Annotated in this window: 18 protein-coding genes and 3 tRNA genes; 9 read left to right on the top strand and 12 right to left on the bottom strand. The window is 54.6% G+C overall.

Features of this window, described 5'->3' with window-relative positions:
* Positions 1 to 60: 60 nt before the first annotated feature.
* Positions 61 to 1,560 carry a SulP family inorganic anion transporter gene (locus C1Y41_RS02745; protein ID WP_104084760.1) on the top strand — a complete coding sequence of 500 codons (1,500 nt, stop codon included), beginning with the start codon at positions 61 to 63 and terminating at the stop codon, positions 1,558 to 1,560.
* Positions 1,561 to 1,736: 176 nt separating this feature from the next.
* Entirely contained in the window at positions 1,737 to 1,907 is a 171-nt protein-coding gene (locus C1Y41_RS20085; RefSeq protein ID WP_039383726.1) for a hypothetical protein, read from the top strand.
* Positions 1,908 to 2,009: 102 nt separating this feature from the next.
* Here C1Y41_RS20085 and C1Y41_RS02740 read toward each other — a convergent pair whose 3' ends face one another.
* The 7 genes from C1Y41_RS02740 to uvrY all read right to left on the bottom strand — a co-directional run bounded on the left by C1Y41_RS02740 (position 2,010) and on the right by uvrY (position 8,806).
* The gene (locus tag C1Y41_RS02740; protein ID WP_146065217.1) at positions 2,010 to 4,805 is read right to left on the bottom strand and encodes a hypothetical protein; all 2,796 of its coding nucleotides are present in this window, start codon (positions 4,803 to 4,805) and stop codon (positions 2,010 to 2,012) included.
* A 461-nt stretch (positions 4,806 to 5,266) separates the two neighbouring features.
* A tRNA-Leu gene (locus tag C1Y41_RS02735) sits at positions 5,267 to 5,352 on the bottom strand.
* An 11-nt stretch (positions 5,353 to 5,363) separates the two neighbouring features.
* A tRNA-Cys gene (locus C1Y41_RS02730) sits at positions 5,364 to 5,437 on the bottom strand.
* A gap of 42 nt (positions 5,438 to 5,479) precedes the next feature.
* Positions 5,480 to 5,555: transfer RNA gene (locus C1Y41_RS02725), tRNA-Gly, on the bottom strand.
* A 149-nt stretch (positions 5,556 to 5,704) separates the two neighbouring features.
* Positions 5,705 to 6,253: a CDP-diacylglycerol--glycerol-3-phosphate 3-phosphatidyltransferase gene (gene pgsA, locus C1Y41_RS02720; protein ID WP_039383718.1), complete on the bottom strand. Its 549-nt coding sequence runs from the start codon at positions 6,251 to 6,253 to the stop codon at positions 5,705 to 5,707.
* Positions 6,254 to 6,321: 68 nt separating this feature from the next.
* Positions 6,322 to 8,154: an excinuclease ABC subunit UvrC gene (gene uvrC / locus C1Y41_RS02715; protein ID WP_039383716.1), complete on the bottom strand. Its 1,833-nt coding sequence runs from the start codon at positions 8,152 to 8,154 to the stop codon at positions 6,322 to 6,324.
* Positions 8,147 to 8,806: a UvrY/SirA/GacA family response regulator transcription factor gene (gene uvrY, locus C1Y41_RS02710; RefSeq protein ID WP_039383715.1), complete on the bottom strand. Its 660-nt coding sequence runs from the start codon at positions 8,804 to 8,806 to the stop codon at positions 8,147 to 8,149. Before uvrY ends, uvrC begins: the two co-directional genes overlap by 8 nt.
* A gap of 401 nt (positions 8,807 to 9,207) precedes the next feature.
* Between uvrY and C1Y41_RS02705 the strand changes: the two genes are divergently transcribed.
* Positions 9,208 to 9,435 carry a DUF2594 family protein gene (locus C1Y41_RS02705; protein WP_039383713.1) on the top strand — a complete coding sequence of 76 codons (228 nt, stop codon included), beginning with the start codon at positions 9,208 to 9,210 and terminating at the stop codon, positions 9,433 to 9,435.
* A gap of 29 nt (positions 9,436 to 9,464) precedes the next feature.
* On the opposite strand, the gene C1Y41_RS02700 is transcribed toward C1Y41_RS02705, so the two are convergent.
* From C1Y41_RS02700 to C1Y41_RS02690, 3 genes are all read right to left on the bottom strand, one after another.
* The gene (locus tag C1Y41_RS02700) at positions 9,465 to 10,076 is read right to left on the bottom strand and encodes an acyl-homoserine-lactone synthase (RefSeq protein ID WP_071668718.1); all 612 of its coding nucleotides are present in this window, start codon (positions 10,074 to 10,076) and stop codon (positions 9,465 to 9,467) included.
* 123 nt (positions 10,077 to 10,199) lie between these two features.
* A complete protein-coding gene (gene sdiA, locus C1Y41_RS02695; protein ID WP_104084758.1) occupies positions 10,200 to 10,922 on the bottom strand; it encodes a transcriptional regulator SdiA in 723 nt (240 codons plus the stop codon).
* Positions 10,923 to 11,748: 826 nt separating this feature from the next.
* Positions 11,749 to 12,447 (bottom strand): extensin family protein, encoded by a 699-nt coding sequence (locus C1Y41_RS02690; protein WP_039385784.1) that lies wholly within the window; start codon positions 12,445 to 12,447, stop codon positions 11,749 to 11,751.
* A 286-nt stretch (positions 12,448 to 12,733) separates the two neighbouring features.
* Here C1Y41_RS02690 and cycA point away from each other — a divergent pair, with 286 nt between their 5' ends.
* Positions 12,734 to 14,125 carry a D-serine/D-alanine/glycine transporter gene (cycA, locus tag C1Y41_RS02685; protein ID WP_104084757.1) on the top strand — a complete coding sequence of 464 codons (1,392 nt, stop codon included), beginning with the start codon at positions 12,734 to 12,736 and terminating at the stop codon, positions 14,123 to 14,125.
* 41 nt (positions 14,126 to 14,166) lie between these two features.
* Here the strand turns inward: cycA and C1Y41_RS02680 are convergent, their stop codons facing one another.
* Complete coding sequence (locus C1Y41_RS02680; protein WP_104084756.1) at positions 14,167 to 15,141, bottom strand: metal-dependent hydrolase; 975 nt, start codon at positions 15,139 to 15,141, stop codon at positions 14,167 to 14,169.
* Between the two features lie 19 nt (positions 15,142 to 15,160).
* Positions 15,161 to 15,796 (bottom strand): HTH-type transcriptional regulator RutR, encoded by a 636-nt coding sequence (gene rutR / locus C1Y41_RS02675; RefSeq protein WP_104084755.1) that lies wholly within the window; start codon positions 15,794 to 15,796, stop codon positions 15,161 to 15,163.
* Positions 15,797 to 16,090: 294 nt separating this feature from the next.
* Here rutR and rutA point away from each other — a divergent pair, with 294 nt between their 5' ends.
* Genes rutA through rutF form a run of 5 tightly spaced genes read left to right on the top strand, consistent with a single transcriptional unit; the run spans position 16,091 to position 19,657 of the window.
* On the top strand, positions 16,091 to 17,182 hold the full coding sequence (gene rutA / locus C1Y41_RS02670; RefSeq protein ID WP_094111354.1) for a pyrimidine utilization protein A: 1,092 nt from the start codon (positions 16,091 to 16,093) through the stop codon (positions 17,180 to 17,182).
* The gene (gene rutB / locus C1Y41_RS02665) at positions 17,182 to 17,895 is read left to right on the top strand and encodes a pyrimidine utilization protein B (protein ID WP_104084754.1); all 714 of its coding nucleotides are present in this window, start codon (positions 17,182 to 17,184) and stop codon (positions 17,893 to 17,895) included. Before rutA ends, rutB begins: the two co-directional genes overlap by 1 nt.
* Positions 17,896 to 17,920: 25 nt before the next feature.
* A complete protein-coding gene (rutC, locus tag C1Y41_RS02660) occupies positions 17,921 to 18,316 on the top strand; it encodes a pyrimidine utilization protein C (protein ID WP_039383696.1) in 396 nt (131 codons plus the stop codon).
* A complete protein-coding gene (gene rutD / locus C1Y41_RS02655) occupies positions 18,316 to 19,119 on the top strand; it encodes a pyrimidine utilization protein D (protein WP_104084753.1) in 804 nt (267 codons plus the stop codon). The genes rutC and rutD overlap by 1 nt, the downstream gene beginning before the upstream one ends.
* 16 nt (positions 19,120 to 19,135) lie before the next feature.
* On the top strand, positions 19,136 to 19,657 hold the full coding sequence (gene rutF / locus C1Y41_RS02650) for an NADH-dependent FMN reductase RutF (RefSeq protein ID WP_104084752.1): 522 nt from the start codon (positions 19,136 to 19,138) through the stop codon (positions 19,655 to 19,657).
* Positions 19,658 to 19,667 lie beyond the last annotated feature (10 nt).

Raw genomic sequence — 19,667 nt, 5'->3', positions numbered from 1 at the left:
CCTGTTTTTCTGCTGCCTCGCTGCCGCATACGCTTTATAACTTAAGAGTCCGCACACGTTATGAATTCACAAACCGATCGCAATAGTGCTGACGCGGGCGATTTAACGGTCGCCCGCGTTCTGCGTTCACCCGCCCTGCTTACCCGCGAATGCCTGGCCGGGGTGATCACCGCGCTGGCACTCATTCCTGAAGTTATCTCTTTCTCTGTTATTGCGGGCGTTGATCCTAAAGTCAGCCTGATCGCTTCGGTCGTGCTCTGTCTGACGCTCTCACTGCTGGGCGGGCGTCCGGCGATGGTGACCGCGGCGGCCGGTTCAGTGGCGCTGGTTATTGGCCCGATGGTTCATGCGCACGGCGTGGCCTATATTCTGCCTGCCGTGATTCTGGCGGGCATTATTCAGATTGTGTTTGGCGTCGCCGGCCTTTCGCGCATGATGCGTTATATCCCGCGTTCGGTGATGCTGGGCTTTGTCAACGCGCTGGGCGTACTGATTTTCTTTGCGCAGGTGCCGCACGTCTGGGGCCACTCTGCGCTGGTCTGGGGCCTGTTTGCCGCCACGCTGGCCATTGTGCTGCTGCTGCCGCGCGTACTGAAAAGTGTTCCCTCACCGCTGGTTGCCATTGTCGTGGTTACCGCCGTCGCTCTGCTGCTCGGTTATCGCGTACCCAGCGTGGGCGATGAAGGTCCGATGAGCGCCGGGCTGCCCGGGTTTACCGAACTGCTGGTGCCGCTGAACCTGCAGACGCTGCAGATCGTCTGGCCCGCCGCGCTCTCCGTTGCGTTTGTTGGCCTGATGGAGTCGCTGCTGACGGCAAAGCTGGTGGACGATCTTACCGACACGCCATCAGGAAAACGGCGCGAATCCTGGGCGCTGGGCATTGGCAATATTCTCGCCGGTTTCTACGGCGGCATCGCCGGCTGCGCCATGATTGGGCAGACAATTGTCAACGTCGAGCTGGGCCGCGCGCGTACCCGGATTTCAACCATAGCGGCGGCACTGGTACTGCTGCTGCTGGTTACTGGCCTGAGCCATATCATGGCGCAGATCCCGATGGTGGTTCTGGCGGGCATTATGATGGTGGTGGCGGTGAAGACCGTTAACTGGCACAGCCTGCAACCCGCAACGCTGAAACGGATGCCGTGGTCAGAGACGCTGGTGATGGTGGTGACTGTCGCGATCACCGTCTGGACCAGCAACCTGGCGATTGGCGTGCTGCTCGGCGTGATTCTGGCCATGATGCTGTTTGCCCGGCGTATCGCCCATGTTATTCATGCCGAGCGCACGCTCAGCCCGGAAGGGGATCGGGTTCACTACACCGTACGCGGTCCGCTATTTTTCGCCAGCAGTAATGACCTGTTCGAGCACTTTGATTATGGCCACGATCCGAGCCAGGTCACTATCGATCTGACGCACGCTCAGATCTGGGACGCCTCCAGCGTCGCCGCGCTGGACGCTATCGAATACCGTTATCAGCGTCACGGTGCCACAGTTACCTTTATCGGTCTGGATAACCGCAGCAGCGATTTTCGCGATCGCCTGAGCGGCAACCTCGGTTAATCCGCCTGTCAGCAGGGCGCCTCTGAGCGCCCTGCCCGCGCGCTCCGCGCTGTTTCTGCCCGTCCTTATGTCTTAAATCTCCCGTTTCGCTTGCAAGTTAGCCCTTCAGCGGCTTTGCTTAACGGCGCAACGCGCTGATTGGCAGGCGTATAAAAGCAGTTTATTAAGGGGATTGTATGTCGTGGATTATGAAAGCAGGTCTGGTAGCGGTTACGCTTTTTTCACTGGCAGGCTGCATGCAGCATAGTGATGCCGTGGGTGCCGACGGTCGTCCGCACGCACCAAGTAACCAGCCGGTGCCAGGCGCCAGCGAAGGCGAAGGCCCGGTCGGCCAGCCGCAGGGTTAATTTTCGCTACCCGGCTGCGCCGGGTAGTTATTGCCCGTTCGGGGTATTGACAGGCTTTCTTTGCTGACATCCCGGGTATGAAATCGGGGTTAGCTGTTAGCTTTACTCTTTGCCGACTTTGTCATAAGCAGACCGCGCCAGGGCTATTTTTTGCGGCTCTCTCTCAGCTCTTCTCTCCGATGACAGGTCCTGAAGCCCGTGAGTCCGGTTAATATCAGGGAGACGCTCTGTCATGACTTCCTGAGCTAATTGGCCTAACAACGTATCTACTTCTCTCTCATCCGGTCGCGCTACGGATACCTTTTTTTCTATCAGGCCTGCTACCTGATTGAACAGGTGCTGCTCTTCAGCAACCAGCTTTTCAGTAACTCTCTCCATGTCAGTCAGACGTTGCTTTAGCTCTCCCTCAGTGAGATTTTTCTGCAGAGCCCAGGTGAAAGCCGTAATAGCAGCGTCAGCTTCATTTCTTAACCGGTCTGCCGTACTGATAATCGGCCCCAGATTAGCCGGCACACTCATCTTACGCGCTGCAGCCGTTCCGGATTTGGCTGCCAGCGCTTGCAGTATGGCCTGCATTTTCTTCCCCATCTCTTCTCTTGTACTCTGCCAGGCATCCATGCGGGCATGATAATCCCGGCTGACACGGGCATCGATTTCGCTTCTCTCACGGGCATGTCTGGCCCTGAGATCCTGCCCCCCGGCAACCATATTATCAACGTGGCGATTGAAGGCGTTCCACGCCTGGCGGTCCGCTTCCCTGCGTTTTGCCCGATCTGCTGCTGCCTTAAGTGCCAGCCTTTCTCTGTCCTGCTGAATATTCCTGTCTCGTCGCGAAAGAAGCCCGGTCAGCCTCTGCTCTTTCTGTATAAAACCTTCACGAGTGCTCAGCTGGGTCAACTTTTCTCTGATGCGCTCAGCTTCAGGCGATGGCGCTGCAGACGATCCGGGCTTCCATGCCGTGCCGATGTCAGGATCCCGCTCCAGCTCCGCAGATAATGCGCGCGCAGCTCGCTGAGCCTGCGCACCCTTTCCTGCCGTACTCAAAGTGCGGATCAACCCATCATTCCAGGGGTGCATATTTTGCTGACCACGGTTTTCCAGCAGATGATCCTTTAGCGGGTTGAGCATTGAGGCCAGGGGGGGGGCGCCTGTCGGGTTTTCTTCACTTTTAAGGGTATCGTCTAGTGTCTCAAAGTAATCCGTCGCCAGAGCCTGGCTGAACTCACTGCTCATTTGTGAATAGCCGGCAGGGGAAATATCTTTATCTAAAATAGTCTCAAGCATCTCTTTACCCGGATGGCGCGCCACATCAGCCAGCTGCGGACCCAATTTAAGCAGGGCATTGAGTTCGCGCTGCCGATCCTGGTTCGGCATTCCGTGCTGATGTTTCAGCGTTGTCAGGGTTCTGATTGAGCGTAATTTCTTTATTTCAGGTGAGGCGATCTCAGAAGAGGGGTTATCCGGCGCTGAAGCGAGAACAGCATCGCCGGCCGGCAGTGCATCGGACCAGGCTTTTTTCAGCTGAGAAGCGGTGACCGCAAAGCCAGCCTCTTTTAAATCCTTTAATACCTGTTCTTCACTGCGGCGGGAGGGTAAATCAGTTTCCTTTAGCCAGGCGCTCAGTGCTGAGCGCGTTACCGCACCACTGCTGCTGCTCGCCAGTGAGGCTAAGGGCGTCGGCCTGTCCGGCAAGACGGTTTCAGCAGATTTTGCGAAGGCTGGCGCATCGGGACAATGGTTGCCGATAACTCTGAAGTTGCTTTCGTTTACGTACTCAAGGCTATTTTTACTGACCAGAATATGGGACAACCGTATATCGGAGGTGTCAACCAACCGGATTGACGTATCCGGAAAAATCCTGCCTATGATTTTTTTTAACTTTGAGCGGGTATTTAACTCTTTATCAGACACGCCGATTTTATAAACAGAAAATGGAGAAGCGACAATAATCTCAATGGGTTTATTCGGGTTAAGCGCTTTTATTTCTTTCAGTACATCTTTAAGGGCGTTCTTATCTGTGGCTATTGTTAAGTGCGCTCCTGCTAAAAAATTTTCATGTCTGAAAGTAATCGTAAGGCAGCTGCTGACTCCCGGATAGCAGATACGATCGCGGGCTACGCCGGTTTTATCTTCTCTGAGCACCACGGCTGCCGCAACAGGCTCCTGGTCACGGGCCGCAACATGCGTAGTAACCGGCTGCGCCGCTTCACCAAAAGCCAGTTTATACGGGGGTAATTCGCCATATCGATAGCCATGAGGTTTACCAATATTAAAAAATTCACGCTCTCTGTTGTTGAGCTGATCGAGAGCAGAAAGCAGCGTTAGCTTGTCTATCTTTCCTGCTTTGAGCAATCGCCCGCCATGCTGCAGTATCAGTTGTGGTACGGAAATAAACTCGTTTTTATCCGCCTCACTATCAGCATCTACTTTGAGGAGGAGTTTCCCTTCTGCCATAAATTTTTTAGCTGTTTTCTCATGGCTACTGAAAGATAATATGGCTCCCTGGCTGCTGTGCCCGGCAGTATGCTCAAACAACTTTGCCAGATAATCATCAAAACATTCCTCCTCGTTTTCCTGCGTATTGCGGGTTACCCCCGCGCTCGTCACAGTATGCGGATCCGCATAGTGGGCACGATACAGAAACCCATCTTTTATAGCGTAATCGGCGTCTCTTATTTTCTGTTCACAATCAAAACAGACATCCCGCTTATTAAAAATATTGCTTAACAGCGTTCCCGACTGGTTTTTTTTCAGCGTTGCCGCCAGCGCCAGGTGCTCTATGACATAGGGATCGCTAAAGAATGAGTCCAGAGATACACAGCCCTCTGGTGACGTGGCATCAGCCGGAGGCAGAGCAACAGGAACAGACTGCGCCGATGCTTTGTTAATAGTAAACATAGTAATCTCCATATCTTTACTGGCTTTGCGCCGGGATCCCTTCCGGCAGCAGCAATCACATTTTAAAGCGCAGACTTCTGACGTGAAAACCCGGAAAAATTGGGTTTATCGATAAGGTGGATGACTGGTTTGCCCGAAATCCGCGATGCGGCAAAAAGTATAGATGCGGCTTTTGAAGAACAACTTTCATAAATCGACCATTAACTACGCTATGCAGCGTTGCCAGCACCTGCCCGGTGCTTTATCAATTAATCGCAGGAAAAACATGAATCATGTCACCTGCGCAGGTTCTGTTTTGCAGTGAAAGATCAAAACGGCTGTTATCCAGGTATTATGATTTGGGATTGGTTATACAGGCACGCATGGTGGGGCGTCAGGAATGAAAAACAGCAGACACAAAAAAACCGCCTGAAGGCGGTTACGACATTACTTATAGCGCTTTTTTAATTCGGTGTTTTGTATGGTGCCCGGGGCGGGACTTGAACCCGCACGACCATAAGCCGAGGGATTTTAAATCCCTTGTGTCTACCGATTTCACCACCCGGGCAGGGTGTAAACTGGAGGCGCGTCCCGGAGTCGAACCGAGGTAGACGGATTTGCAATCCGTTGCATGGCCACTCTGCCAACGCGCCTTTATTCTGATGTGCAACCGGTCAGTGACCCATTGCTGAAACTGGAGCGGGAAACGAGACTCGAACTCGCGACCCCGACCTTGGCAAGGTCGTGCTCTACCAACTGAGCTATTCCCGCATAACTGCTGCTTTACCGAACTTGCTGTTTTTATTCAGCTTCTTGCAGCTGTGCTGCCGTTCGATGCGATGCATTCTACTTATCTCACGCAGTGAGTCAATAAAATTATCACCCACTGCGTCTGTTTGCTGCTTTTTGAATCGTATCGATCAGCTATCGAGCAGATCGCCGCGTGCTGCGCTCAGATACTGAAACATCGACCAGAATGTCAGCACTGCCGCGATATAGAGTGCGACCACGCCAACGCCTACTACCGTAGCATCAGGACGCCACAGCAGCGCAACCAGTGAGAGCATCTGCGCCGTGGTTTTGACTTTACCAATCCATGAGACGGCAACGCTGCTGCGCTTGCCAATTTCCGCCATCCATTCACGCAGCGCAGAGATAATAATCTCGCGGGCGATCATGGTGGCAGCAGGCAGGGTTATCCACCACGCGTGGAAATATTCCGCAACCAGCACCAGCGCCATAGCGACCATGACCTTATCAGCCACCGGATCGAGAAATGCACCAAAGCGCGTGGTTTGTTTCCAGCGACGCGCCAGAAAGCCGTCAAACCAGTCCGTTATGGCGGCAATAACAAAAATCAGCGCTGTCGCAAAAGGCGCCCAGTAAAACGGCAGGTAGAACGCCAGTACAAAAAAAGGAATCAAAAAAACGCGAAACAGGGTAAGACACGTTGGGATGTTATATTGCATATGCCAGTAACTGTCTGGTGTGTGTAGGGTTTAACGTATGTTCCTACATTGCCCCCCCTGTTTCAATGTTAGTGTTTCAGCGAGTGGTATATTTTTTCAGCCAGGGCAAAGGAGATACCGGGCACGCGGGCGATTTCATCCACGCTGGCGTTCATCAGCGGCTGCAGGCCTCCCATATACTTCAGCAGCTGCTGACGCCGTTTAGGTCCGATGCCTTCAATACTTTCCAGCGCGCTGGTGTTCTTCACTTTGGCGCGTTTTTTACGGTGGCCTGAAATTGCATGATTGTGAGCATCATCACGAATATGCTGAATGACATGCAGGGCTGGCGAATCCGGCGGCAGAGAAACGCCCTCACCTTCCGCTTCAAAAAACAGCGTTTCCAGTCCCGCCTTGCGATCGCTGCCTTTAGCGACACCAAGCAGAATCGGGTGCTGTTTATCCCAGCTGACATCCAGTTCCGCAAATACCTCTTTCGCCTGCGCCAGCTGACCCTTACCGCCATCAATCAAAATGACATCCGGAATTTTATCCTGCTCCAGCGCTTTGCCATAACGGCGGCGCAGCACCTGATTCATCGCCGCGTAATCGTCGCCCGGCGTGATCCCTTCAATATTGTAACGCCGGTAATCAGAACGCAGCGGGCCATCCTGATTAAACACCACGCAGGAGGCGATAGTCTGCTCACCCATGGTATGGCTGATATCAAAACACTCCATGCGCTGAATGCTCTCCAGCTTCAGCCAGGAAGCCAGCGCGGCAAGCCGCTGCTGAATAGTGGAGTGCTGCGACAGCTTAGTGGTCAGCGCCGTTGCCGCGTTGGTGCGCGCCAGCTTGAGATAGCGTGCCCGATCGCCGCGCGGCTTGGTCTGTATATTGACTTTGCGACCAGCCAGCGTACTGAGTGATTCAGCCAGCAGGTTGCGTTCTGCCAGGTTAAAATCCAGCAGGATCTCTCCGGGCAGGGTGCGCGCCTCGCTTCCCTGCAGATAAAACTGCCCGACAAAGGTCTGCACCACTTCCGTCAGCTCAGTGTCAGGCGGGACTTTGGGGAAATAGCTGCGGCTTCCCAGTACTTTCCCCTGGCGGATAAACAGCACGTGCAGACAGGCCATGCCCGCATCATAGGCCACGCCCATGACATCAAGATCGTCACCCTGATTTGAGACAAACTGTTTTTCAGTAATGCGGCGTACGGCCTGAATCTGATCGCGCAGCCGCCCCGCCTCTTCAAAACGCAATCCCTGACTTGCCGCCTCCATATGCGCTACCAGCTGGTTGATGACCTGATCATCTTTACCGGCCAGAAACAGCCGCACATAGTCTGTCTGCCGGGCATACTCCTCTTCGCTGACCAGACCGGCTACGCACGGACCGAGGCAGCGTCCAATCTGATACTGCAAACAGGGACGCGAGCGATTGCGATAGACGCTGTTCTCACACTGGCGAATAGGAAAGACTTTCTGCAGCAGGCCCAGCGTCTCGCGTACCGCATAGCCATTTGGAAACGGACCGAAATATTCCCCTTTGGCGTGTTTGGCACCGCGATGCATCGCCAGCCGGGGGTGCGTATCGCCACTAAGAAAAATATATGGATACGATTTATCATCGCGCAGCAGCACGTTATAGCGTGGCTGGTAAAGCTTGATGTAGTTATGCTCCAGCAGCAGCGCTTCTGTCTCAGTATGCGTGACCGTAACGTCGATATTGCAAATATTACTGACCAGCACATCCGTTTTACGGCTGCCAGTCTGCGCACGAAAGTAGCTGCTGAGGCGTTTTTTAAGGTCTTTGGCTTTACCGACATAGATCACCGTACCGGCCGCGTCATACATTCGGTAGACGCCAGGCTGGCTGGTTACGGTGCTGAGAAAGGCTTTGGGATTAAAGAGTTCACTCACTACTTATTAATGGCTCCGCGTTGAACAGACCATGACGAATGGCCAGATGCGTTAACTCTACATCACCGCTGATGTTTAGCTTACTGAACATACGATAGCGGTAGCTGTTAACGGTTTTCGGGCTCAGGTTCAACTGTTCGGATATCTCCGTAACTTTTTGTCCCCGGGTAATCATCAGCATAATCTGCAATTCCCGTTCCGACAAACAACTGAAGGGCGATTCCGCTTTCTGCGGCTCGATTTGGCTCAGCGCCATTTGCTGAGCGATATCTGAGGCGATATAGCGCTGTCCAGCGTGGACGGCGCGAATGGCGCTGACCACCTCCTGAGGCGCAGCGCCTTTGCTCAGATAGCCTGAGGCGCCCGCCTGCATTACCCGGGCCGGCAGCGGGTTTTCGGTGTGAATAGTCAGCATAATGATGCGAATATCGGGGTTGTAGCGGACAATTTTGCGCGTCGCTTCCAGTCCGCCGATACCCGGCATATTCATGTCCATCAGAACGACATTCACCGTGTGCTGACGGCACCATTTTACTGCATCCTCTCCGCACGCCGCTTCGCCGGCAATGACCAGTCCTTTGATATCTTCCAGAATGCGACGAATACCGGCACGTACCAGTTCATGGTCATCAACAAGCAGCAGGCTGATCAACGGGACATACTCCGCAGGTTAGAAAGGTAATTAAAAAAGAGCGTAATCTTAGCGTTTTTTATGCGCATTGAACATCAGACATACCAGAACAACCTGCGACGCAATGATCTAAATCAAATAATTAAATCTTTTCAGAAAAAAATCCATTTTCTGCAAACTAAACAGCTTTTTTATTTAACATTTCATTGAATAACAGCATGTTGTAATAAATCTGCCTGTTTTCTTTTTTTAAGCCAAAAAAGTATCAGGCGAGCCAAAACGGTCTGCACTGCCCTGCCTTTAACTGGATCGAATAATGATTTTTCTGGCCTCTGAATGAGAAAGCAAACCTATGATATACTCTCTGTTTTATGCACGGAAAGACAGAATCTGTGTAAATCGATACCACCAGGGAGTTGAAGATGAGTGATGAAGATTTCGTAACGTCGCGTGACACTCAGGCACTGGCTGATGAAGTTGCCTGCCTCAAAATGATGATTACTCTGATTCTCAAAGGCATGGGACAGGCAGACGCCGGTAAAGTAATTATCAATATGGAACGCTATGTGCAAAATGCGCTAGCTGATAAGCCCCAGGCTGAAGTATTCAGCAACACGATCCGTCAGATCAAAACCGCTTACCGTCAGTAAGCGGCCAGCCCCGTGCGCTGCACGGGGTATTAATTGTGCGCCTGCCAGTTAACGGAGACGCCGAGCGAAGGCAGCACCTCTTCCGGACTAAAGCGCCGCGTGCCGCGATATTTTTCCGCCAGTGCCGGCTGTTCAACCGGGATACGGATAGCGAACAGATTATCTTCCGACTGGATCAACCCTGGCGTCAGCGGTTCATAAACCACATTATGCTGTGCAAACATCTTCTCCAGCATCGGCGTGGCCGAGCTAATCAGATACTCCATGCCGCTCAGCTCTGCCAGCTGCACCGAGTGCCACAGGATATTCAGCGGTAATTCCGCATCCACCTCCAGCCGTGCTGAGTAGCGTGACATCTCCCAAACCTTATCCTGCGCAAACGGCAGAATAATACCTTCAGCCACTTCCGGTTCATGCCACGGCAGTAATCGCGCGCAGCCACAAATGCCTTTACGTGCATTCCAGGCGATAAGCCAGGTCACGTCTGAACGGTCGTAGCGATCGTACTCCTGCCCCGGTGTGCTCAGCCGCGGAGGAATTGACCAGCCTTCGCCACGCGCAAACACGCTATAACGATAGGTACCCAGTTCGGCTAGCAGTGAGGAAGGCATATCCTTTAGCTGTGTTTGAATTATTTTCATCATGCGCCTCTGACATCCCCATGTGTGCAATGATTTTTATCGTGCCAGCCTGGCTAAGTTTCCGGCGCAGGGTAGACAACTCAATACGGATAGGGAACTACCAGTATTAGTAGTTGCCTTTTGCTATATCAGACCTGTCGCTGCGGCATAACACGCTATCTGCGTTTTATTTGAAACGTTAAAACGTTTTTGCATGTTTTTTTGGTGAAAATTCACCGTATGTTCTGATATTGCCAAAATAAGCGAAATCTCTGCCGAGGTTTTTCCTTCAGCTGTCCATTTCAAAATTTCCAGCTCCCGCTCGCTAAATCCCTTAGCCAGCACCACCATTGAGCTATCTTTTAAGCGCTCAAGAACCCGTAAGCTCAGATCCGCCAGAAAGTTTATCTGTACCTCAAGCTCAACGGTGCGGTGCCTGGAGCGTCCGGGCTGACGTGATGCTATTGATAATATACCAATGGCACGATTTGATGCCATCGCTGAGCAAGAAAAGCCGCTCAGGAGTCCCGCTGCCTGCGCATCTGGCCAAAGATTAGCCGCCCCGGTGAAAATCTCAGCACACCACTCAATCCCTTTTCCGGGCTGCTGACAAAGCCGCAGTACAGGATCGACGGCATAGTAGTTATGCCGCTCATAATGCAGGATCCAGGATTCAGGGTAGGTGCTGAACAGGAAAAAACGCGGTCGGGTGAAGGGAACCGGCTGCTGCACAAAAAAGGCAAAGAAGTCGAATCCCAGAGCGACGATTTGCTTTTGCAACAGTGCTTTTAATTGCACCACCTCCGTCAACCCCTGAAACGCTTTTGCTGTTTCGGCTCGCCAGACAAAATAATTATCGGTAGTCATTATTATCCTGACGTATTTAACGTCTTTTATTAACCTGATGCTTGTCCGATTATATCGGTGAGACGTAATCTGAACAGAATGAATAAAAAGGCTCCTGCTGTAGATTGCGTTATACAGCCGGAAAGTTATCGAATTGTTGCCATAAAGCGAGCGCCGCAGTGACCTGACTGCCAGGCCTCAGGCGCATAAAGATACGTGAAACCAGCATAGGATTTTTCTGATAAAGTTTCAATATTCCACCCATTAAAATTAATTATTAGATGGATAAAAGTTTAGCATCGATTTTAAGTAAAATAATGATTAGCAGAGACATTTACCTTCAGTTAAAAGCGCTAAATGATTTAGTCATGGACGGTTTTTAATTCCACTGATAAATAAAGTTACCTCCGGCAATCGGCAACCCTGAGCTATCTGTATCTGCACCACGCTGATGCCTGCGCCATGCGCGACTACGCATTTTATCGGCATAAACTGCCTGCCGCAGTTGCATACGCTGTCATCAGCCGCTGGAATGAAAACAGAGTGAGGCGGATAACCAATATAATTCTGTTTTAACGCGATGATGTCCGCTGCAGATAGCCTGAACAATCTGACGCTGGCACCCGATTTTTCTTTTGGAGAGTAAATAAATTCACCAGAGATATCTCATTATTAAAACAGATGAGTGTTATTTAAGGCAGACTTATTTCAAACATAAAAATTAGTCGGGTAATGGTTCTCATTTGTAATCACGCCTTCTGCGTCTTTGAGGGACTGGATCTAAAATAGCGTTGGCGCAAATTAACTATTAAGCCTGCCCGGCTTTTAAAATTAACAGCCTGCCGCATCAGCGGCAGAATCCACCGCCGCGCATGCCCAGATGAAAGTGTGTGGTATGAGCTGCGTTGTAGTCTGGTCCCAGTGCGTTTCCAAAGCTGGCACAGCCGTTGCGCCAGAGTGCATGCAAACCCGCCGCGCTGCTGGCAGGCTGCTGCCAGTTTCTGGCGACCCGTAACCAGCGGCCATCGGCCAGCTGAAAAGCGGTGACATCCCACGCCTCTGCCGTAGCGTGTTCGCTGCGGCGTCCCTCCTGGCGATGATAGACGTTGCGGCAGGCGTAGCTGCCAACATGCTCAATACGCCGCAGCGGACTGGTGATACCCGCCTGCTGTAATGCAGCATTACTGCGCGTGACATACATCGTACTTGCCACGGCCATCGGACAGCTGGCAAGAAAACTGCTGCTGAGCGTAACCGGCCCAAACTGGCTGATACGAACCGGCTGTTCAATTGTGCAGTTACCCCGCACCGGAGGCGTCGTGCGAAAACTTACCCGTCCCTGCGCACTGGCGCGCTCCAGCACCGCCAGACAGGCGGCTGGATCGTGACGCAGTTTCTCCAGCTTGTAACGTGTTATCCAGCCTGGCGCATCCGTGACGTTAAGCGGAATAAACGGATTCCACTGCGCCGGAAGCTGCGATTTCAGCCAGGGCAAGCTCCACCACCCCACCAGAGCAATTATTCCTGTCGCAATGAGTGCGCGCACGGTCTCTGCCTTATCACTTTGCAAACCTGTGACTAAGTGTAGCTGGCTTGCCTCATCTGCCTGTTCTTCCGGGAAAAAGTGCTGCTTATTTACGCAAAGTGACTAAAAGAGCAACCATGTAAATATTTGCTGACAGAGCAAAAAACGCAAAAGGTCACAAAGGTTAAAAAACAATTACCAGACCCGGTGGCCTTTCCTCTATCTTATGCGCTCTTGCCCTGTGCAAAGGCACGTATTTCAACAGCCATCAGAGCTGACACAACATCAAGACAGGAAAGCTATCTTTATGGTTGATCAATCCAAAGCAGCCCTCAGTGAGGCTGAACAGCCGGAAAAACTCCGGCGCAACCTGCATAACCGTCATATTCAGCTTATTGCGATTGGCGGCGCTATCGGAACCGGGCTCTTTATGGGGTCAGGCAAAACCATCAGCCTGGCGGGGCCGTCGATCGTTTTTGTTTATATGATCATCGGCTTCATGCTGTTTTTTGTTATGCGCGCAATGGGAGAGCTGCTGCTCTCTAATCTGGAATATAAATCGTTCAGCGATTTCGCGGCCGATCTGCTCGGCCCGTGGGCGGGCTATTTTACCGGCTGGACTTACTGGTTCTGCTGGGTCGTTACCGGCATCGCTGACGTGGTCGCCATCAGCGCCTATTTTCAGCTCTGGTTCCCCGGATTCTCTATCTGGATGAGCGCGCTGCTGTGCGTCTTTGTCTTTCTGGCGCTGAATATTGCCACGGTCAAACTCTTCGGGGAAATGGAGTTCTGGTTCGCAATTATCAAAATTGTCGCCATTGTTGCCCTGATTATTACCGGTATTGTGCTGGTCAGTACGCACTACCCTTCACCCGGCGGCAGCACGGCATCGCTCAGCAATATCTGGCAGCATGGCGGGATGTTCCCGAAAGGGCTGAGCGGCTTTTTCGCCGGCTTCCAGATTGCCGTGTTCGCTTTTGTCGGTATTGAGCTGGTAGGCACCGCCGCGGCAGAGACCAAAGATCCGCACAAGGTCCTGCCCCGCGCCATCAATGCCATACCGCTGCGCATTATTATGTTTTACGTTCTGGCGCTGCTGGTGATTATGGCCGTTACGCCATGGAATCAGGTGATGCCGGATCGCAGCCCGTTTGTAGAGATGTTTGTGCTGATTGGCCTGCCCGCTGCTGCGAGCATCGTTAACTTTGTGGTACTGACCTCAGCGGCCTCGTCAGCCAACAGCGGCATCTTCTCTACCAGCCGCATGCTGTATGGCCTGGCAGAACAGGGGGTAGCGCATAAGGCGTTTGGTCGTCTCTCCGCGCGCGCCGTGCCCACCACCGGCCTGTTCTTCTCCTGTCTCTGTCTGCTGGGCGGCGTCGCGCTGATCTACCTGATCCCGGACGTGATGACGGTGTTTACCATGGTGACCACGGTATCCGCCATTCTGTTTATGTTTGTCTGGACCATCATTCTCTGCAGCTACCTGGCCTACCGTAAACAGCATCCGCAGCGTCACGCGTCGTCAACGTTTAAGATGCCGCTGGGCAAAATTATGTGCTGGGTCTGCATGGCATTTTTTGCTTTCGTGCTGGTGCTGCTGACGCTGCAGGAGGATACCCGTCAGGCGCTGTTGGTTACGCCGCTGTGGTTTATGCTGCTCACCATGGGCTGGCTGCTGCGACGCCGTAAAGCCTGATCCCGTTCTTTTTAAGGCCCGCATCAGCGGGCCTTTTCCATTTATAACCGCTGCCGGAACTGATGCCAGGTACGCTGGAGTGACGGGCGTGCGGCCGTCTCACGCTGCGGCGCCGCTGCAGGCGCTTCCGGCCTGCCAAGATTAAAAGTAAAGGTGTAATCGGGCGCCTCACCCATACGCAAATCGCTAATCAGCGTATTGCCCGCCTGCTGACGCAGCGCGTAAAAACCGTGACTGAACCAGACAACGCGCTCCGTATGCCACTGCCCTTTGAAAGGTGTCAGCAGCGCCATCTGACGATCGTGCCACGCAATCTGTAACGGCCGCCGGGGTGAAAACAGCGACCAGTACGCTTCGCCATAGCGATCCGGCGTAATAATGACCGTACGCCAGACCAGCGTGTTGAACGCCGTCGGCGTGACCAGCAGCCGCTGTGATACAACGTGTTGCTGCGCCAGCTGCTGTTCAATCTGCCGCGTGGCGACGCCCTGTATCACCATGCTCCAGCCCAGATAAAGCGTGCTGATTAACAGGCCCAGGCGGGTCCAGCGCACGCCGGTGGCATCACGCCGCCATAGCGCTACGCCCAGTGCGATAAGCAGCGGCAGCGTATAGAGCGGATCGACAATAAACATACTGCCGATGGCAAACGGATAGTCAGTGAGCGGCAGCCCAAGCTGCGTACCATACACGGTAGTGAGATCGAGCAGCGGATGGGTGATCAGCGCCAGCCAGAGGGCCAGGCACCAGCTGCGCCAGTGCGCTTTGCTGCGGGTGATCCCGGCGGCCAGCCAGCCGGCCAGCGGTGCCAGCAGCGTCAGGATCAGCAGCGCATGGCTCTCGGTGCGATGCAGCGTCATATTGCGTATTGCGTCGCCGTGATCGACGAACACATCCAGATCCGGCAGCGTGCCGGCGACTGCCCCCGCCAGGGCCGCCTGCCATACCGGTACCCGGCGGTTCATGACGGCAACGGTAACTGCAGCGCCCAGCGCCAGTTGCGACAGCGAATCCATGCTTCTCCTCCCTCAATCGTTAGCGCACGCGAATGCCTTCGATAATCATCCGCTCTACGTTCTGCAACGTCTGTGCAAAAAAGTCGGGATCCTGCAGCGTCTGCCCGGTGACCGCCTCAACCTGCGAGGCAAAGTCAGCATAGTGCTGCGTGGTGGCCCAGAGCATAAAAAAGAGATGCTGCGGCTGAATGGCAGCCAGCTGTCCGGCGCTGATCCACTGCTCGACTATTGCCGCCTTACTCTCTACCAGCGCTTTCAGGTCGCCCGCCAGTTCACCACGCAGCAGTGGTGCGCCCTGCAGCATCTCCAGACAGAACAGCCGCGATGCCTGAGGATAATCGCGGGAGACCTCAAGCTTCAGGCGAATATAGTGGCGAATGGCCGTCAGGGGATCCTGGTCGGCGCGCAGCGCGCGCAGCGGTGCCAGCCAGACATCCAGAATCTCTTTCAGCACGGCGACATACAACACTTCCTTTGAAGGGTAATAGTAGAGCAGATTCGTTTTTGACACCTCTGCTCCCTCAGCCACCCGGTCAAGGCTGGTGCCATGAATACCGAACTGGGAAAACAGCGCCAGCGCCGCCTGCAGGATAGCGGCGCGTTTTGCGGTCGCCGCCTGCGAACGACGGCGCGGTTTTTTCTCATCATTTTTCATGCTGTTACCTCTCCCTGTCGTGAATTCACATCATAACACAGCTGGCAGATATGGCGGGCTGCACCTTTTTTGCCCGATGGCTGCCTGATTGCTGTGCATTTGTTTTGACCAAATGGTCTGAAAATCGCGGTGCCGTCCCGGCTGGCCGATCGGCGGTTCATATCCTGATGATAAATATAAAAATTATTTATGTGGCACGCGACTTGCAACCAAGAGAGAGAGCGCCGCCCGCAGGATGCGTGCAGGAAGCAGCGCAGCGCGTGAAACCGTCCTATCAATGCAAAGAGGTGACATATGAAAATTGGTGTCTTTGTTCCGATTGGCAATAACGGCTGGCTGATCTCTACGCATGCGCCGCAGTACATGCCTACTTTTGAACTCAATAAAGCGATTGTGCAGCGCGCTGAGCACTATCACTTCGATTTTGCACTCTCAATGATCAAGCTGCGCGGCTTCGGCGGCAAAACGGAGTTCTGGGATCACAATATGGAGTCCTTTACGCTGATGGCCGGCCTGGCGGCGGTCACCTCGCGGATTGAGATCTACGCCACGGCTGCCACGCTGACGCTGCCACCCGCCATCGTGGCGCGTATGGCTGCGACCATCGACTCAATTTCTGGCGGACGCTTTGGCGTAAACCTCGTCACTGGCTGGCAGAAACCAGAGTATGAGCAGATGGGGATCTGGCCGGGCGATGACTATTTTGCCAGCCGTTATCAATACCTGACTGAGTATGTCACGGTGCTGCGCGATTTATGGGGAACCGGCCAGAGCGACTTCAAAGGTGATTTTTTCACGATGAACGACTGTCGCGTCAGTCCACGGCCGCAGAAGCCGATGAAGGTGATATGCGCCGGACAGAGTGATGCGGGCATGGCATTTTCAGCTCAGCATGCCGACTATAACTTTTGCTTTGGTAAGGGCGTTAATACGCCAGCCGCCTTTGCACCGACCGCAGCCCGCATGAAGCTTGCTGCTGAGCAGGCGGGCCGCGACGTCGGCTCCTACGTTCTGTTTATGATCATCGCCGCCGAGAGCGACGAAGCGGCCCGCGCAAAATGGGAGCACTACAAAGCTGGCGCCGACGAAGAGGCACTCGCGTGGCTCACGACTCAGAGCCAGCAGGATACCCGTTCAGGCAGCGATACTAACGTGCGTCAGATGGCTGACCCGACCTCCGCCGTTAACATCAATATGGGCACGTTAGTTGGCTCCTTTGCCAGCGTGGCACGCATGCTGGATGAAGTGGCTCAGGTTGATGGTACGCACGGCGTGCTGCTGACCTTTGATGATTTCCTGGAGGGTATTGAAGCGTTCGGCCAGCGCATACAGCCGCTGATGCAGTGCCGTCGCAACGTGATCGCTGCGGCGCAGGAGGTAGCATAATGAAAACCGTCACCTGCGCACACACCGGCACCACACCGCATATCACTCTGCCCGCCCGTCCGGAGGCGATCGCCCTGCCTCCGGCTCAGAGCGCGCTGATTGTCGTCGACATGCAGAATGCCTACGCCACTGAAGGCGGCTATCTCGACCTGGCGGGATTTGATGTCTCTGCCACCGAGCCGGTTATCGCCAGAATTCATCAGGCGGTCACCGCGGCACGCGCTGCCGGCGTACAGATTATCTGGTTCCAGAACGGCTGGGACAGCGATTACACCGAGGCGGGCGATGCGGGCTCCCCCAATTTTCACAAATCTAATGCGCTGAAAACCATGCGCCGCCAGCCTGAGCTGCAGGGCACCCTGCTGGCGAAAGGCACCTGGGATTATGCGCTGGTGGATGCGCTGACGCCCGAACCGGGCGATATCGTGCTGCCAAAACCGCGCTACAGCGGCTTTTTCAATACGCCGCTCGACAGCATGCTGCGCAGCCGCGGGATCCGTCATCTGATTTTTACCGGCATCGCCACCAACGTCTGCGTCGAGTCCACGCTGCGTGACGGCTTCTTTCTGGAATATTTCGGCGTGGTACTGGCTGACGCCACGCATCAGGCCGGACCTGATTTTGCGCAGCAGGCCGCGCTGTTCAATATCGAAACGTTTTTCGGCTGGGTCAGCGATACACAAACGTTCTGCGAAGCCCTGCAGGGTCAGTAACTTTTCGCTATCAGGAGATCAGACTATGCCCAAACGCGTCATTATCCCGGCTGGCAGCAGTACGCCGATCGCCCCGTTCGTACCCGGAACGCTGGCTGACGGCGTGGTGTACGTTTCCGGCACCCTGCCGTTCGATGCGGACAATAACGTGGTTCACGTCGGCGATGCGGCCGCGCAAACCCGCCACGTGCTGGAGACCATCAAAAACGTCATTGAAACCGCCGGCGGCTGCATGGCTGATGTCACGTTCAACTCTATTTTCATTACCGACTGGCAGCACTACGCCGCCGTGAATCAGGTCTATGCCGACTATTTTCCCGGCGATAAGCCCGCGCGCTTCTGTATTCAGTGCGGTCTGGTAAAACCTGACGCGCTGGTTGAGATTGCGTCTGTGGCGCACATCGGACAGGCGGAGGCGTAATGAAGCTGGATATCCACGGGTTGACCACTGCCGATGCGCCCACGCTGGTCCTCGCATCAGGCCTTGGTGGCGTTGCCGGATTCTGGCAGCCACAGCTGGCGGCGCTCAGCACCCGCTACCGCGTTGTCACATACGATCAGCGCGGCACCGGGCGCAGTGCAGCGCCGCTGCCTGAGGGTTACAGCCTGGCAATGATGGCAGCCGAGCTGGCGGAGGCGCTGGAACAGCATCAGATCGCGCGCTACAGCGTGGCTGGCCATGCGCTTGGGGGGCTGATTGGTTTGCAAATGGCGCTGGATCACCCCGATCGGGTTGAGCGCGTGGCGGTCATTAACGGCTGGCTGACGCTCAGCCCCCATACCGCGCGCTGTTTTAAGGTCAGAGAGGATCTGCTGCTGCAGGCGGGTACCGAAGCCTTTGTACGCGCTCAGCCGCTGTTTCTCTATCCTGCCGAATGGCTGGCGCAGCATCAGGCGCGCGCTGAGGCAGAAGAGAGGCATCACCAGCAGCACTTTCAGGGCGCACAGAATCTGTTGCGTCGTCTGCACGCGCTGAAAACGGCAGATTTTCGTGCCTGCGCCGCGCGCATCACCCAGCCGGTGCTGGCGATCTGCAGCCAGGACGATCTGCTGGTGCCGTGGAGCTGTTCAGCACAGCTGGCGGCAGCGCTGCCGCAGGGCCAGCTGCTGACCATGCCGTGGGGCGGCCACGCCATGAGCGTGACCGATAGCGATAATTTTAACACGCTGCTGCTGCGCTGGCTGGCTGAGACCGCTCAGCCCGCCTGTCTGGCAGCGGGCTGAGATCAGGAGTCTGAACATGAGCCTACATGCCCTTCCGGATTTACCCACAGTCGATCGCGACACCTTTCGCAACGCTATGGCGCAGCTGGGTGCAGCCGTTAATGTTATCACCACCGATGGCCCGGCAGGCGTGGCTGGCTTTACCGCCTCCGCCGTCTGCAGCGTGACCGACTCCCCGCCGACGCTGCTGGTCTGCCTGAACCGCTCCGCCTCAGCCTGGCCGGCGTTTCGCGATAACCGTGCACTCTGCGTCAATACCCTCTCGGCAGACCAGCACGCCCTTTCCACGCTGTTCGGGGGCAAAACCGCGATGGCGGATCGCTTTGCCGCCGCGCAGTGGCAGACGCTTGCCAGCGGTGCTCCGCTGCTGGAGGCCGCGCTGATCTCCTTTGACTGCGAGATAACACAGCGGGTCAGCGTTGGCACACACGATATTCTGTTCTGTACGGTGCTGGCCGTGGCCCAGGGCGAGGCGCGCCAGGGGCTCGCCTGGTTCGATCGCGGTTATCACACCTTCTCCCGGCAGGATGCCCGCTGATACCGCATAA

This window comes from Pantoea sp. ICBG 1758 (assembly GCF_002928325.1).
GTDB classification, from domain to species: domain Bacteria; phylum Pseudomonadota; class Gammaproteobacteria; order Enterobacterales; family Enterobacteriaceae; genus Pantoea; species Pantoea eucrina.
Note: the sequence above shows the minus strand (reverse complement) of the source record. Positions and strands in the feature narration are given on the sequence as shown.